The following is a 14549-nucleotide window of genomic DNA, read 5'->3' on the forward strand; positions in this document are numbered from 1 at the left end:
GTGCCCATTAATAAGATAGTTTACGAAATCAGTTAATTAAAGGATCAAAGGATTAAAAAAGTAACTTTTTTAATCCTTTAGTATAAGAAAATTATGGTTCAACAGGCTCAAACCTTGCCTCAAGCCAAGTGTCATCTTGACTAAACGTAAGAGTTTTAACTTTACCTTTGCCTTCAATGTTTACCATATTAACTTGTGCTGGCCACAGGTCACGTAATGCTCCGTTGCTCATTCGAATACCATGAATTCCCTCAGGGATCGTGACTTCTTGATAAACCCAAAAGAATTTACCATCAACTTGCGCACCCACATCTTTGAGCTCTAGCGGCTTACCATCTAAAGTTTGTAGGGCAATATGTGACTCAACATAATCAGCAAAACGCTTTTGGTCGTCTTTATTACTTAAAATATCAGCATGACCGTCAAATAAGTGCTCTACCGCATGCTCAGTATCGTGTAAATAAAAGCGATGCATTAGCTCAATATTATTAGTGCGTTTATTAAAAAGTACCGTTGTTACAGACGCTTTTAACTGGTGCGCCATAGTTGGCGCACTCATTAATAAAGCAAAAATAATGGCGATTAAGCGCATTATTGTTGCTCCTCAGCATCTTTTTCGTCGTCTTTTTTCAGCTCAGTTTTAATATCTTGCATGATATCGCGGCTAACTTTCGCTTTACTCTTCTCACGTTTATAAACTTCGATACGTGATGGAATAATACGACGCGGATAGTTATTGTTTTCTACATCAACATCCGCAGTTTCCCAACGCGGGTCAACTGTGACAGACACTAGATTTTTACCCTTGTCTGTGACAATGAGCTTTTGAACATGCTTGTGATTACGACGCCAGATTTCAGCAGGAATGTACTGCTCTTCTTTCGTACCATCTTCATAAGTAAGCTCTAATAAGATAGGCATTACTAAACCACCTAAATTTGAGAACTCAAGTACGTAGTAGTTTTTATCTTCTTTGATTGCACGCTCAAACGTTTTACGTTCCCAAGGTTCTAAGCCTTTTAGGAATTTGTTATACGCGTTACGCTCTTTATTAGTTACCGTGAAGCGGTCATTTTCGTCATAGAAGTCAGTTACATCTGGGTTTTCTTCAACCCACAGTTTTTTACCTTCTTCTTTATTACGTTTTACGAATAACGGCATTGGCTTATCAGCTTCGATATCGCGTAAACGATTAAAGTCGATATCTGGGTTTTTCGTATCTAGACGTAGTTGGTAAACTTTATCTAGCGAGATATCAACGTGATCTGTGGTGTAGAACCAGCCACGCCAGAACCAATCTAAATCAACACCAGACGCTTCTTCCATAGTACGGAAAAAATCAGCCGGAGTAGGGCGTTTGTACTTCCAACGCTGTGCATATTCTTTAAATGCAAAGTCGAATAACTCACGGCCAAGGATCACTTCACGTAAAATGTTAAGTGCCGCCGCAGGCTTAGTGTAAGCATTTGGGCCTAAACGCAATACGCTGTCTGACTGAGTCATCACCGGTACTTGGTTTTCTGACTTCATATACTCAACGATATCGCGAGGCTCAACTCCCCACGGGATTGTGTGGTCCCATTCACGACCTGCAACTCCATCTAAGAAACTATTTAAACCTTCATCCATCCACGTCCACTGACGTTCATCAGAGTTAACGACCATAGGGAAGTAAATATGACCAACTTCGTGGATTACAACGCCAATTAAGAAGCGCTTTTCAGCTTGTGAGTATGTACGAGTACCATCGTCTTGTAGGTCAGTTCGCGGACCATTAAAGGTGATCATTGGGTACTCCATACCACCTACAGGGCCATTTACAGACTGAGCAACAGGGTAAGGGTAATCAAATGAGAAGCGCGAATACACTTCCATTGTATGAACGACAGCTTCAGTTGAATACTTCTTCCAAAGGTCGCCACCTTCTTTCGGGTAGAAAGACATCGCCATCACTAACGGCTGATCGTTACCACCTTGATGATAGCCTTTAGCATCCCACATAAATTTACGTGAAGAAGCCCATGCAAAGTCACGAACATTTTCAGCTTTGAAATGCCATGTTTTCGTTTTATCAGTGCCTTCTTTTTCGTTTTCTAGCGCTTCTTCTTCAGTCACGATGAAAACAGGTCGTTTAGCGTTTTCAGCTTCTTCTAAACGTTTACGCTGCGTGCTAGTCAGTACATTACGAGCATTATCAAGTTTACCGGTTGCCGATACAATGTGATCAGCTGGCACGGTGATCTCTACATCGTAGTTACCAAATTCAAGCGTAAACTCACCACTTCCTAAGAATGCTTTGTTTGTCCATGCTTCGTAGTCTGTGTATGCAGCAAGACGCGGGAACCACTGTGCTAGCAAAAAGATATCGTTACCATCTTCTTCAAAGTGCTCATAACCCGAACGAGCACCCACGGCATCTTCTTCAACAATGTTAAAGGCGAAGTCCATGCTGAACTCAACGTCTTTACCCGGTTTAAGTGGCTCATTTAGATCAATACGCATTAAGGTATCAACCACAGTTACTTTAAGCTCTTTTCCGTCTTCGTCTTTAACATTGGCGATTTGATAGCCCAGCTCATTGTCAGCCATAAACTGCTGACGACGTAACTGACCTAAGCTCAGTTTTGTCGCTTTTGGCTGAGGGTCACCTTGCAGCGTTTTACCATTGAAGGTTGATGTCATTTCTGCAATTGAGTCAGATTTAAAGATATTTTGGTCTAACTGTAACCAAAGATACTTTAATGTATGAGGTGAATTATTTTTGTACTCAATTTTCTGACTTGCCGTTAAACGACGTTTTTTCTCATCAAGCTTTACGTCGATGTCGTAGTTAACTTGTTGCTGCCAGTAATTTTCTGCAGGTGCTCCAGCGGCACTACGATAAACATTGGGAGTCGGGAGTGCTTCATCCAGTTGACGAAACTTGTCAACAAATGAACCTTTTGTTTGCTCAACTGATGATGCCATAACCGTAGACGATACAGCTAAAGGCAATACCAAAGCACTCAGCGTTAGAACTGCTTTTTTCATTGTTAATCCTGTAAATTTTGCGTGAGCGTACCTTCTCAAACTGCTAACAAAGTTGCAATAAAATAACGATAAAGTGCAGTATTTTTCAGGTAGTATTCATACTTTTAAAACTATTTATTTTTGTCCTGCCAAATAGCCTTTTAAGTACAAGTGTAAAGGGGGTTTACATTACACTTGCTCAATTTTAGTTCAGCACAAATTCATGCCAAAGTATTAATGTTAAATATAAAGGTTTTTGTTTAACTAGTTTAACTATCTAAAGAAAGATTAAATGGTCTGTTAAATGCATAAAATAGTGTGACTGAAGTGTAATAAAGATACCGTCAAATTTTGCACATAAGCTTAAAAATGAAGGGTGATTAGATGAAGTTTTATATTGTAAAGAAAGACTCTCGTTTAGCAGCCATTCCAGCTCAAGAAGCAATTCTTAACGAGTACGAAAATCGTGGTTTTGAATTTGTAGAAGTGATTGCCGCCTGTGATGAGTCAGATGCATTATCGCGCACAAACCCGGTGATAAAAAGGCCAAAAAAATGGCTGATTTACCCAACTGCCTTCATAATTTTATCCTTTGTTATATTTATTTTCGCAATAAATTAAATTTTATGGCATTTTCTATTGAAATTTACTGCCATTTATATTTAAAATCGCCCACTTTTTTGATTTTGGGGTCTGCGTAGTTCGTAATTGCGCCTCAAAATGTTTTGGTAATCAGCATAGAATTCGGTGAGCGTATGGATTTTTATATCCTAAAAAAACAACAAGAACTAATTGCAATTCCAGCGGACGAACAAAATTGTAAACAGTACCTAGATTCAGGGTATTTTTATATTGATAAAGTAGCAGCTTGTAATGAAAGTAATGCACTTAAAATATTACAAGCAAAGCAAACTAAAGCGCTTAAAGTACCATTAATTATGGCTCTACTGGCGTTACCTATGGTTGTATTTGCCTTGTATAGCTTAAGTTAGCAAGCCAGGCTGGGCATCTTGGCTCAGCTTAGGTATATTGACGCTCTTAATAAATAATAAGAGCGTTAAATGAAAGTCCTTCATACATCTGATTGGCATTTAGGCCAACAATTCTACGAGCACTCCCGATTCGATGAACATCAAGCGTTTTTAGCTTGGTTAACCGATACGCTTGTGTCAGAACAGATCGACTTACTGCTAGTTGCGGGTGACATTTATCATACGGCAACACCACCTGCCAGCGCAGAAAACCAACTCTACCAATTTATTAAAACCACCAAGCAGCATTGCCCTGACTTACACATAGTCATTATTGCTGGTAACCACGACTCAGCAAATCGAATAATGGCAGCAAAACCTTTATTAGCTCAGTTTGATACCCATGTTGTTGGCCGCTTTGATAGTAACGCCCCTCATGAAGTAGTACTGCCAATCAGCACCAAAAGCGGCGATGCGAATGTTGTTGCCATGCCATTTTTACGTAGCAGTGATTTAAGCAGCTATAACCGCCAACAAGAGCAACCGTTAAGTTACAACCAAGCCGTTGCTCTTGCCTACAAAGATGCATTACAAGCCGCAAGTGAATTACCAAATGCGCCATTAATTGCGATGGGCCACTTACATGCAAAAGGTGGAGACATCTCATCAGATTCTGAACGCAATTTAGTTATAGGTGGCGAAGATGCAATATCGGCTAGCATATTTACAGATCAACCTGATTATGTCGCGCTAGGACATCTTCATAAAGCACAAACCGTCGCCAAGAAAGACACCATTCGCTACAGTGGCACGCCAATGCCGATGTCATTTTCTGAAAGACGCTATCAGCATCAAGTTGTGATAGTTGAGCTTAGTGACTCAGGTACTACTGTAAACCCCCTTTACATTCCTAGCTTTTGTAAAGTCATGTTGTTGCCAGAAAAAGACTGTGTGCCACTAAACGAATTATGTGAGCTTATAAAACAACTCGATTTAACAGATGAAGATTTAGCGCCATACCTGCGGGTTAAATTGAGCGCCCATGACACTGACACCACTTTCAGAGAACAAATAGAACAAGCCCTTGAAGGTAAGCAAGTTAAGTTCTGTGGCATTGAAAGGGTTCGTCAACAGAGCAGCCAGCAAGACGATGAACAAACCCTATTTGAAGATGTCTCACAAATTGAAGCGCTGAACCCACACTCACTTTTAGAGCAGGCATTCGCAAATAATAAAGATATGGCAGGGCAGGCTGTGCCAAAAGAGCTAGAAAGCTTATTAAGCCAAGTAATCGATGAATTGAATGCGGAGGACCTACTATGAAAATTTTAGCGATTCGTGTTCATCAACTAGCCTCTATCTTAGACGCCGAAGTCGACTTTAGCGCTTCGCCTTTAAAAGAAGCGGGGTTGTTTGCCATCACGGGTGATACCGGGGCGGGTAAAAGTACTTTACTCGATGCCATTTGCTTAGCGCTTTATAACAAAACAGCAAGATTACGTGGTGATACAGGCAATAAAATTGACTTTAACGGCGACAATATCAAACTCAATGACTCGCGTAATTTATTACGCCGCGGGGCAGGGCAGGGCTTTGCCGAAGTCGACTTTATTGGCCAAGACAAACAATCATATCGCGCAAGATTAAGCTTTAGCCGAGCGCGTAATAAAGCCGATGGCAAATTACAACCCGCACAACATAGCCTGTACTCATTACCTGATGAAACCCTAATTGCTGATAGGAGTGCTGCTGGTAAAGAAATCGAGCGTATTATCGGCTTGAGCTTTGAGCAGTTCTCACGAGCAGTACTGCTTGCACAGCATGAATTTGCCGCTTTTTTAAAAGCAACTGGGGATGAGCGTGCGCAACTACTTGAATGCTTAACAGGCACCGATAAATTCAGCCGTATTGGTCAGCGAATTTTTGAGCGCCATCGTGAACAGCTGCAAGCTTTAGAGCAGTTAAAGCTAAGTTTAAGCAACTATCAGGTTTTAAGCCCTGAAGAAGTCAAAACTAAACAAGCAGAGCAAACGGCTCTTGAAGCTAAGCTCACTGAGTTGCAAAAACAAATAAAACAATTTGAACAGTACCAAGCGTGGTACAAACAAGCATCTCAGCAGAAGCAACAACTAAACCAAGCTGAGCAAGCCAAGCAAGAGTTACAGCAACAAATGCACGCGCTTGCTGAAAAAGCCACTGAAGCGAAACAAGCTCAGCAATGCCTAGAAATAAAAGATAACCGCGAACGTGTGGCGACTCTTAGCGTTCAACATGAGCAACTAATTAAAAACCGTAAGCAGCTTTTAAACGTTGATCATAAAACGCTGATCAAAGACGCTGAGCAAACCCTTGAAAAGCAAACCGCACAACTAAACCAAGCTAAGCAAGCACAAAAAGACGCGCAACCTATTATCAGTCAGGCCCGTGAGCTAGATAAGCAACTTGCTTTATTAAACCAGCAAACAGCGGCGCAAAAATTACAAGCAGAGAAAGCAAAGCACCATCATCAAGAGCTGAGTAATACACTTAATAGCCATAAAGCAGAGCAGCAAAAACAGCTAGAGCAACAAGCACAAATAAATAGCTATTTAGAAACACATGCACAATGGCAACCATTAGCAAAAGACTGGTCATTCTATAAAAGTGAGTTAAGCCGCTTTAGCCAGCAACAGCATACAATTAGCCAATCACAGCAAAATGTAAAAGCTCTTCAGCCTAAAATTGATGAGCAGCAAGCAGCCGCGCAGCAGTTTAAAACTCAATACCAAGCCCTTGAGCAAGAAATTAAGCGCTTAAACGAGCAAGATGCCGCCTTTAAATCGAGTTTAAATACTCAATCAATGGCCGATATCGACGCTAGACTTGATGCGATTAAGCACCTGATTGAAAAGCGCCAAGTATGGCAAACTAATCAGCAGCAGTTAAAAAATTGGCAAACCCAGCTAAATACATTAAGCCAAACTGAGCAGCAACTACAAACGGCATTGAAAGATGCGCAGCAAGGTGCAGAGCAAGCACAGCAGCAGGTTTCGCTTTGTGAGCAAAACTTACAGCAAGTGCAGTTAAGAGCCAGTGAAGGGGTCAGCCAGTTACGTGCCACTTTAAAAGCTGGGGAGCCGTGCGCGGTATGTGGCTCAAAAGAGCACCCGTTTATGCATGAAGAAATGGTAAACGAGCAATTTAGTCAACTTATTAACGACTTTACCAACCAACTAACTAACGCCAAACAGCACTTAAAAGCTCAGCAAGCATTACAGCAAGCTAAAAGTAATGAGCTGGCGGCATGCAGCCAACAGATAAGCTTGTTAACAGGGCAAATCTCAGAACTGAGCGCTCAACAACAGAACCTCAAAGAAACCATGGCGGCTAATCGTACTGAGCTAAATGATTTAACCGAAGATCAGTTGAACGAGCGTCAGCAACAGCTCAGCCTGCAAAAACAGCAATATTACAAAACCCTTGAGCAGCAACAGCAGTTGCAAAACACGCTTGCGGCTAAGCAAGCTGAGTACAATCAACAAGGACAAGCGCTTCATAGCAAAGAGCAGCAGTTAAACGAGTTGCAGCAACAACTAAATAATCTGCAAACACGTTTAAATGAGCTCAATGATGAGCATCAGCAGCTTTATACGACACTGAATCAACAGTTCACCAGTGCACCTTGGTGGCAGGCACTCAATACACAAAACACTTCTTTAGAGAACATTGCTGAGCACGTTGAGGCTTATCAAACTTCGCTGCAAACTGCGGATGAACTTAAAACGAACTTAAAAGCCATTGAGCAGCATCTTGCGCATGTAACGCCACAGCTTAACGAAGCACATACCTCTTTAACTCAGTACAACGAGCAACTAAGCCAAACTCAAAACGAATTAACGCAGATACAATCAAAGCGCGAGGGCTTATTGAGTAACGCAGCGATTTCGGTAGATGAGTTTATTGCAGAGCTTGAAAAAGCGATAGACTCAGCGCAGCAAGCACTGCAACTTGCCCAGACAAACCATAATAATGCGGTGAAGGCGCGTGACGAACAAGCCATTCAAATAGCTAACCTTGATGAGCGTGAAAAAGAACTCACCGCTGAGCAAGCAGCACTTAATGAGCGCTTTAGTCTTTGGTTTAACGATTTTAAAGCGCAGCACCCAAGCTTAGATGAGCAAACCGTTAGTCAGCTATTAACGATAAGCCCTGCTGAAATCAAACAAACTTTGGCTGATTATCACACCGCCGAGAGTAACTTAAAAGATGCTGAGGCTCTTTTAAAACAACGACAGCAGGCTTTGGATCAGCATCAAAAAGATAAGCCAGCTCTCGATGAAGATGAGCTGCAAATACAGCTTAATCAAGCCACAGAGCAACAAGTGCAAACAAATAACGCATTATTGCAAGTTGCGACGGAGCTTAAAACCCATCAACAAAATAGCCAAGCGCTTGAAGATAAACAAAAGCAATTGGTTGATCAGCAAAAAAGCTATGAGCACTGGCATCTACTCAATAAGGTGCTAGGGGATGCCAGCGGTAAAACCATGCGTAACTTAGCGCAAACACAAACCTTAAAAATACTGCTACATTACGCGAATAGTCACTTACAAACCCTAAATAAACGCTACAAATTAACAGCAATAGGGCAAACGCTCGATATCGCAATTATCGATAAAGACATGGCCGATGAGCAGCGCTCTGTTAATACATTATCGGGTGGTGAGTCATTTTTAGTGTCGTTAGCACTGGCACTAGGGCTTGCCTCGTTGTCGTCGAATAAAGTACAAATAAACTCTTTGTTTATCGACGAAGGGTTTGGTACGTTGGACAGTGAAACGTTAAGCATCGCGATGGATGCTCTTGATTCTCTGCAAGCACAAGGCCGCAAAGTCGGGGTTATTTCTCACGTATCTGAAATGACCGAACGCGTTGCCACCCAAGTGCATGTGGCGAAAAAACCAGGTGGTTATTCGACCATCTCAGTTATTTAAAGGATTAGCATGCCAACTTTTAATCACGAAGAAGCAAGTCACTACGACGAACGCATTTTGCGCCTAGTTCCAGGTTATGAGTTATTACATCAAGCAACCGCCGCCCAATTAGCAACCACGCTGAGCGATGATGCGCGCATTTTAGTTGTTGGTGCCGGAACAGGTAAAGAAATCATCGAATTAGCGGCGCTAAAACCAAGCTGGCAGTTTATTGCTCAAGATATTTCACAAGACATGCTCGATATTGCCGAGCAACAGTTTGGCCAGCACAACATCAGCGACCGCGTAACAGTACACTGCGGTGATATCAACGACATCGACACTCAATGTGACGCCGCACTGTGTTTACTGGTCATGCATTTTGTTGAAGATAACGGCGATAAAAAAGCGCTATTAAAAGCGATTCACAGCAAACTTAAAAAATCGAGCAACTTATACATTGCCGATTTAATGCGCCCAGAAACCACTTTTGAGCGCGAATCTCAACTACAGCTGTGTACACAGTTAGGTTTAACCGAAGTCGGCGTAGAACGCATGCGCCACAACCTAGAGCACGAGTTTTACCCATTAGACCGCATTCGTTTTTCAGAGTTAATGAATGAAACCCGCTTCAGCACTCCAAAACAGTATTTTAAAGTGCTTGGTTTTACAGGGTATGTGGTTGGGAGTTAGCTCCCAAGCCTAATACCCCGCGGCCTGTCCGTCTTTACGGGTTTCTGATGCGCCGTAATAAACGCCGGTTTTTGGGTCTTTCAATATTGCTTGATAACCACCATATGGGCCAACCGCGTCTTGTAAGGTGTGGCCTTTTTTCATTAACTCACGGCGGGTTTCCATCGAAAAACCTGACTCTAAGCTAACAAAACCACCGTCTTCCATGATCTCACCTGTCGGCTGCGATGAACCTGTGTGCAGAATACGCGGTGCATCACCGGCTTCTTGCAGGTTCATACCAAAATCGATCATGTTGATAAGTATTTGAGCATGCATTTGTGGCTGTGTCGCACCGCCCATTACGCCATAACTCATATATGGCTTACCATCTTTGGTGACAAATGCAGGAATGATTGTATGAAATGGTCGTTTGCCTGGCTCATATTGGTTCATGTGGCCTTTTTTAAGCGCGAACATTTCGCCACGGTTTTGCAATACAAAGCCTAATTTTGCCGGTGTCATACCTGAGCCCATGCCACGGTAATTACTTTGAATAAGCGAAACCATGTTGCCGTCTTTATCGGCAGTCGTCATATAAATGGTATCGCCTTCTACTGGGCCTGCATGGTCGCGTTTTGCGGCTTTATTAGGGTCTATCAGTTTGCGTCTTTGGTCAGCATATTGCTGCGAAATAAGTGTTTGCACGGGAATGGTGTTAAACGCTGGATCGGCGTAGTACTTTGCACGATCTGCAAACGCGAGCTTTTTCGCCTCAACAAAGGTGTGAACGTATTCAGGACTATCAAAGCCCATTGCTTTGATATCGTAACCCTCAAGAATATTGAGAATTTGCTGTGCGGCAATACCTTGGCCATTTGGTGGCAATTCCCAAAGCGTATACCCTCTATAATCGGCGCTCACAGGCTTAACCCATTCACTATAGTGCGCAGCTAAATCTTCATACGATAAGTAGCCGCCGTTTTCTTTCATATAGCGACCAATTTCTTTAGCAATCTCGCCTTTGTAAAAGGCATCGCGGCCGCCTTTGGCAATTTTACGATAGGTGTTTGCAAGGGCCAGGTTCTTAAAAATGTCACCCTTTTCTGGCATTGCCCCATCAGGCATATAAACATCTTTAAAACCTGGGTATTTACCTCGTGCAGCCACACTTTTTTGCATGTAATAGGCAATCAACTCAGACACAGGGAAGCCATTTTCAGCATAATCGATAGCAGGTTGGAGTAGCTTTTTCATTGGCGTTTTGCCAAACTTTTTATGTAACTCAAACCAGCCATCTACAGCACCGGGTACCGACACAGGCAAGGGTCCATAAGCAGGAATGTAGTCACCCTGCGCTTTTAAAGTGTCAAAAGACAAGCTTTGTGGTGAGCGGCCAGAAGCATTTAAACCATATAGTTGCTTAGTTTTGTTATCCCAAACAATGGCAAATAAATCGCCACCAATTCCACAGCCAGTCGGTTCAACAAGGCCAAGCACTGCATTTGCCGCAATGGCTGCATCAATAGCGTTACCACCGTCTTTTAATACCTGTAAGCCCACTTGCGTAGCTAATGGCTGTGAGGTTGCAACCATACCTGATTGCGCGATGACCTCAGAACGACTGGCAAAGTTATGGCCGGTGATGCGATCGTAAGCTTGAGAAGCGCCTGTTGTACCTAAGCATACTGCTAGTACTAAACTTTTAATAAGTGGAGTTGGTTTCATAGTTTTTGCCCTTTTTTTTACCACTATAAAAAGCAATTAAAGATCAGGCAATGGCTTTGCGATCGAGCGCGAGAAAACACGATTGACTTCAAAAAATACCAAAACCGCAGCTAATTTACCTAAAACAAAGCCAAATTAGTAAATAGCAGAACCATTCAGACATTGCTCTGCAACTGGTGAAGTTTCACCAGTTGAGTTTATGTTCCCAGCGACAAACTGATCAATAATCGCCGCAATTTGGTTTTCTTGCTTCATGCTATCAAGCGCCTTTTGCAGCGCGGTAACTACCTCGGGCGATGTGTTTTTGTTAAGCGCTAAATAATTACCCACTAAAGCAGGGTGCTTTAGCTCAAATACCGGGGTCACTTGCTGAGGACTCATACCTACATTCATCAGTTGCGATGTTAGGGTGAGTGACGAGCCAATCAGCAAGTCATGCTTACCCTGCTTAAACATCTTTAGCTCTTCAAACTTTTTTGAATAGGTTAAAAACTGTTGGCCCTCAGTAAGATTAAAATCAGCAAGAACTGTTTGATAAACATCACCACGCGATACGCCAATAGTATAGTTTTGCAACGACTTTGTACTACTTACTTTAATGTCGTTGCGCTCATTTAAACGATATAAACATGAGTGCCCTGACACCAGTGGCCCAACCCAATAAAATTGTTTCTCTCGTTTTGCGGTACGCGATGTTGAATATATTCCTGTATGCGGTTGGCTCATTGTCAGTGACATGCCTCGCTTCCAAGGCAATACATTGAACGTACAATTTAGCTTGGCTTTTTCGCACAAAGATTCCATGATTTTGGTGTTAATACCAGTGAGTTGGTTGTGCTGCATAAAGTTATAAGGAGGAAACACTTCGGTATATAAAGTCAGTTGTTCCGTGCTAGCCACTGCAGTGCTGACTGTGAATAAACTAAATAGTGTTAAATGCTTATACATCGCTCTTAACTCATTAATCAGGTTTAACAATTCGGCTCAGCTGCTTTTGCAATGTATTTAAACAAAAAGGTTTAATAATAAAGCCGTTAACTCTTGCGGTAATCATCTCATTGACGGTTTGCTTACTGTCTTCGCATGTCACCATTAGTACTGGCAAGTTAGCAAGCGTGGGCGTTTCTCTGATATGGTTCAGCAAACATCTGCCATCCATTTTAGGCATATGCAAATCAGTGATTACTAGATCAAAGGTTTGCTTCTCTAGTAAGTCAAATGCTTGTGCACCATCCGTTGCCTCAGTTATGTCATTATAATCAAGCCTACGTAACATGTTTATCAACACGTGACGCATAAGGGGCATATCATCTACAACCAATATTTTCATTAAGTGCACTATTAAAGTTTTGGTTTTTTAAGCTTAGTTTGCTAACCCAATAACGCAATAAAGTAGCAGCTAAGAGACAACATCAGCGACCAATTGACTTAAGCGCGCAATTTTAATGTTGCTCAATTGGCGATAGTCAAAATAAGGGCAAACAATCACTTTACTAGACTTGCTAATTGCAAACTCATCATCAAGCCAAGTTAATTGGCAATGCAAAAGTCCGTTATTAATAAGCTGCTTAGCATAAGTTCGACCAGCAATGATGTGTAATTGCTTTGATTTGTTTAATATCGGCGGGCTGAACAGTAACGTGGTTTGGCTATGTGCTTGCAGCAGTTGTTCATCACGAAAAGTTTGCCAATCAGGCGCCCTTTTAGCGAAATCATAAAACTCGCTTGGTAGGGCAAACAGTACTTTGCTGTATACATTAAAAACTTTACGCCAACCATTACCACAAGCTTGGTTTATTTCGTTTATCTGGCCGGGTTGCATTGCATGCAAATGGTCAAGCTTTTGCCAAGCAGGCATCGGCGGGCGCTTTTCAATATAAACAGCGACTTTAAACGCCTCATCACCAAACCCCTGTAGTGATGCACTATTAACTTCACTCATGGCTTTTTAGCTAGGATCCGATCTAGGTTATTTGCAAAGTTTTGACGGTCAGCTTGGCTTAATGGCGGCGGGCCACCGGCCATTTCAACGCCACTCGAACGCATTGTTTCCATAAAGTCGCGAACATTCAAACGGGAGCGAATATTTTCGGTTGTATATAATTCACCGCGAGGGTTAAGCGCTTGTGCGCCTTTTTCAATAACTTCAGCAGCTAGAGGAATATCACCAGTAATTACCAAATCATTCGGCTCGATACGTTTAACGATTTCGTTGTCAGCAATATCAAAACCCGAAGAAACTTGTAAACGGCTAATAAACTTACAAGGAGGTACTCGCATCGCGTGATTCGCAACCAATGTGGTAAACGTTTGCGTACGCTCAGCAGCGCGAAAAAGTATCTCTTTGATAACAACGGGACAGGCATCTGCATCAACCCAAATCTTCATGGTATTCTCAATATAACTATTCTAGACTGGCATAGTTTACCTCACTTGAACTTAATTACCGCTATTAACGTATTAATTTGTTTATTTAAAAGGAGTATAAGCGTGCAAAAATCATTAAAACTTTTATGGGTTATATTTATTACTGCGATTATTTCGGCCTGTACTGGCGTGCCGGATGACATCAAACCCGTCGATAATTTTGAACTAGAAAAATACACAGGAACTTGGTACGAAATTGCACGTCTGGATCACTCTTTTGAAAGAGGCTTAGAAGGTATTACTGCTCAATACTCGATTAATCCTGATGGCACTGTAAAAGTCATCAATAAAGGTTACAGCGTTGAAGATAAAGCATGGCAGCAAGCAGAAGGAAAGGCGAAGTTTGCAGAGCAGCAAGACATAGGCCACCTAGAAGTATCATTTTTTGGGCCATTTTACAGCTCTTACGTGGTGTTTGAATTAGACAAACAGGATTATCAATACGCTTATATCACAGGCTACAACAAAGACTATTTATGGTTTTTATCGCGTACACCTACAGTTACAGAACAGCAAATGCAGGATTTTATAAATACAGCTAAACAGTATGGCTTCAAAACAGATGAGCTTATCTATGTTGACCATAAAAACCTGTAAAGGGGCTTTACAACTGTCTTGGAAATATCACGAATGTGCAACACAACTGTAATGGACATTATGCAAACTATGCATCGTTAAATTGAAGCAACATGTGATCCCCCAATTTAATCCCCTGCTTGGGTAGGCAATGCCTACCCATTTTTTTTATATCATTTCGATTAATAAAATATTATTGCCGGTTGATATCAGA

The 14549-nt window shown here is 41.9% G+C and carries 13 protein-coding genes; 6 read left to right on the plus strand and 7 right to left on the minus strand.

The genetic code is table 11. The annotated features are described in order from the left end of the window. Positions 1 to 91: 91 nt before the first annotated feature. Both AAEU31_RS03160 and AAEU31_RS03165 read right to left on the minus strand, forming a co-directional pair. Positions 92 to 592, minus strand: a complete 501-nt coding sequence (locus AAEU31_RS03160; RefSeq protein WP_421966406.1) for a DUF6702 family protein — start codon at positions 590 to 592, stop codon at positions 92 to 94. After that, positions 592 to 3030, minus strand: coding sequence for a M1 family metallopeptidase (locus AAEU31_RS03165; RefSeq protein WP_138558807.1), 2439 nt, complete (start codon positions 3028 to 3030; stop codon positions 592 to 594). Before AAEU31_RS03165 ends, AAEU31_RS03160 begins: the two co-directional genes overlap by 1 nt. Before the next feature lie 363 nt (positions 3031 to 3393). On the opposite strand from AAEU31_RS03165, the gene AAEU31_RS03170 reads away from it, so the two are divergent. From AAEU31_RS03170 to AAEU31_RS03190, 5 genes are all read left to right on the plus strand, one after another. Next, on the plus strand, positions 3394 to 3630 hold the full coding sequence (locus tag AAEU31_RS03170; RefSeq protein WP_135926671.1) for a hypothetical protein: 237 nt from the start codon (positions 3394 to 3396) through the stop codon (positions 3628 to 3630). A 134-nt stretch (positions 3631 to 3764) separates the two neighbouring features. After that, complete coding sequence (locus tag AAEU31_RS03175) at positions 3765 to 4001, plus strand: hypothetical protein (protein WP_421966407.1); 237 nt, start codon at positions 3765 to 3767, stop codon at positions 3999 to 4001. Positions 4002 to 4070: 69 nt separating this feature from the next. Continuing rightward, the gene (locus tag AAEU31_RS03180) at positions 4071 to 5303 is read left to right on the plus strand and encodes an exonuclease SbcCD subunit D C-terminal domain-containing protein (RefSeq protein WP_295510618.1); all 1233 of its coding nucleotides are present in this window, start codon (positions 4071 to 4073) and stop codon (positions 5301 to 5303) included. After that, complete coding sequence (locus AAEU31_RS03185) at positions 5300 to 8953, plus strand: AAA family ATPase (protein ID WP_421966408.1); 3654 nt, start codon at positions 5300 to 5302, stop codon at positions 8951 to 8953. The genes AAEU31_RS03180 and AAEU31_RS03185 overlap by 4 nt, the downstream gene beginning before the upstream one ends. Positions 8954 to 8962: 9 nt before the next feature. Beyond that, on the plus strand, positions 8963 to 9625 hold the full coding sequence (locus AAEU31_RS03190) for a class I SAM-dependent methyltransferase (RefSeq protein WP_421966409.1): 663 nt from the start codon (positions 8963 to 8965) through the stop codon (positions 9623 to 9625). A 9-nt stretch (positions 9626 to 9634) separates the two neighbouring features. On the opposite strand, the gene ggt is transcribed toward AAEU31_RS03190, so the two are convergent. The 5 genes from ggt to AAEU31_RS03215 all read right to left on the minus strand — a co-directional run bounded on the left by ggt (position 9635) and on the right by AAEU31_RS03215 (position 13720). Beyond that, positions 9635 to 11332: a gamma-glutamyltransferase gene (ggt, locus tag AAEU31_RS03195; RefSeq protein WP_421966410.1), complete on the minus strand. Its 1698-nt coding sequence runs from the start codon at positions 11330 to 11332 to the stop codon at positions 9635 to 9637. A gap of 135 nt (positions 11333 to 11467) precedes the next feature. Further along, the gene (locus AAEU31_RS03200) at positions 11468 to 12280 is read right to left on the minus strand and encodes a substrate-binding periplasmic protein (protein WP_421966411.1); all 813 of its coding nucleotides are present in this window, start codon (positions 12278 to 12280) and stop codon (positions 11468 to 11470) included. Between the two features lie 13 nt (positions 12281 to 12293). Continuing rightward, entirely contained in the window at positions 12294 to 12662 is a 369-nt protein-coding gene (locus tag AAEU31_RS03205) for a response regulator (RefSeq protein WP_135926663.1), read from the minus strand. Positions 12663 to 12731: 69 nt separating this feature from the next. Next, the gene (locus tag AAEU31_RS03210) at positions 12732 to 13274 is read right to left on the minus strand and encodes a DUF6942 family protein (protein ID WP_421966412.1); all 543 of its coding nucleotides are present in this window, start codon (positions 13272 to 13274) and stop codon (positions 12732 to 12734) included. After that, positions 13271 to 13720, minus strand: coding sequence for a YaiI/YqxD family protein (locus AAEU31_RS03215; RefSeq protein WP_421966413.1), 450 nt, complete (start codon positions 13718 to 13720; stop codon positions 13271 to 13273). Before AAEU31_RS03215 ends, AAEU31_RS03210 begins: the two co-directional genes overlap by 4 nt. A 102-nt stretch (positions 13721 to 13822) precedes the next feature. Between AAEU31_RS03215 and AAEU31_RS03220 the strand changes: the two genes are divergently transcribed. Continuing rightward, positions 13823 to 14356 carry a lipocalin family protein gene (locus AAEU31_RS03220; RefSeq protein WP_421966414.1) on the plus strand — a complete coding sequence of 178 codons (534 nt, stop codon included), beginning with the start codon at positions 13823 to 13825 and terminating at the stop codon, positions 14354 to 14356. The last annotated feature ends 193 nt before the right edge of the window (positions 14357 to 14549 follow it).

The organism is Pseudoalteromonas thalassia (assembly GCF_049257215.1).
In the GTDB taxonomy this organism is placed as follows: domain Bacteria; phylum Pseudomonadota; class Gammaproteobacteria; order Enterobacterales; family Alteromonadaceae; genus Pseudoalteromonas; species Pseudoalteromonas lipolytica_C.

Bases quoted from the DNA above. Each gene is read 5' to 3' on its own strand.
- AAEU31_RS03185 (WP_421966408.1), top strand. From the start codon at position 5,300: ATGAAAATTTTAGCGATTCGTGTTCATCAACTAGCCTCTATCTTAGAC.
- AAEU31_RS03215 (WP_421966413.1), bottom strand. From the start codon at position 13,720: ATGAAGATTTGGGTTGATGCAGATGCCTGTCCCGTTGTTATCAAAGAG.
- AAEU31_RS03205 (WP_135926663.1), bottom strand. From the start codon at position 12,662: ATGAAAATATTGGTTGTAGATGATATGCCCCTTATGCGTCACGTGTTG.
- AAEU31_RS03170 (WP_135926671.1), top strand. From the start codon at position 3,394: ATGAAGTTTTATATTGTAAAGAAAGACTCTCGTTTAGCAGCCATTCCA.
- AAEU31_RS03165 (WP_138558807.1), bottom strand. From the start codon at position 3,030: ATGAAAAAAGCAGTTCTAACGCTGAGTGCTTTGGTATTGCCTTTAGCT.
- AAEU31_RS03160 (WP_421966406.1), bottom strand. From the start codon at position 592: ATGCGCTTAATCGCCATTATTTTTGCTTTATTAATGAGTGCGCCAACT.
- AAEU31_RS03175 (WP_421966407.1), top strand. From the start codon at position 3,765: ATGGATTTTTATATCCTAAAAAAACAACAAGAACTAATTGCAATTCCA.
- AAEU31_RS03210 (WP_421966412.1), bottom strand. From the start codon at position 13,274: ATGAGTGAAGTTAATAGTGCATCACTACAGGGGTTTGGTGATGAGGCG.
- ggt (WP_421966410.1), bottom strand. From the start codon at position 11,332: ATGAAACCAACTCCACTTATTAAAAGTTTAGTACTAGCAGTATGCTTA.
- AAEU31_RS03190 (WP_421966409.1), top strand. From the start codon at position 8,963: ATGCCAACTTTTAATCACGAAGAAGCAAGTCACTACGACGAACGCATT.
- AAEU31_RS03180 (WP_295510618.1), top strand. From the start codon at position 4,071: ATGAAAGTCCTTCATACATCTGATTGGCATTTAGGCCAACAATTCTAC.
- AAEU31_RS03200 (WP_421966411.1), bottom strand. From the start codon at position 12,280: ATGTATAAGCATTTAACACTATTTAGTTTATTCACAGTCAGCACTGCA.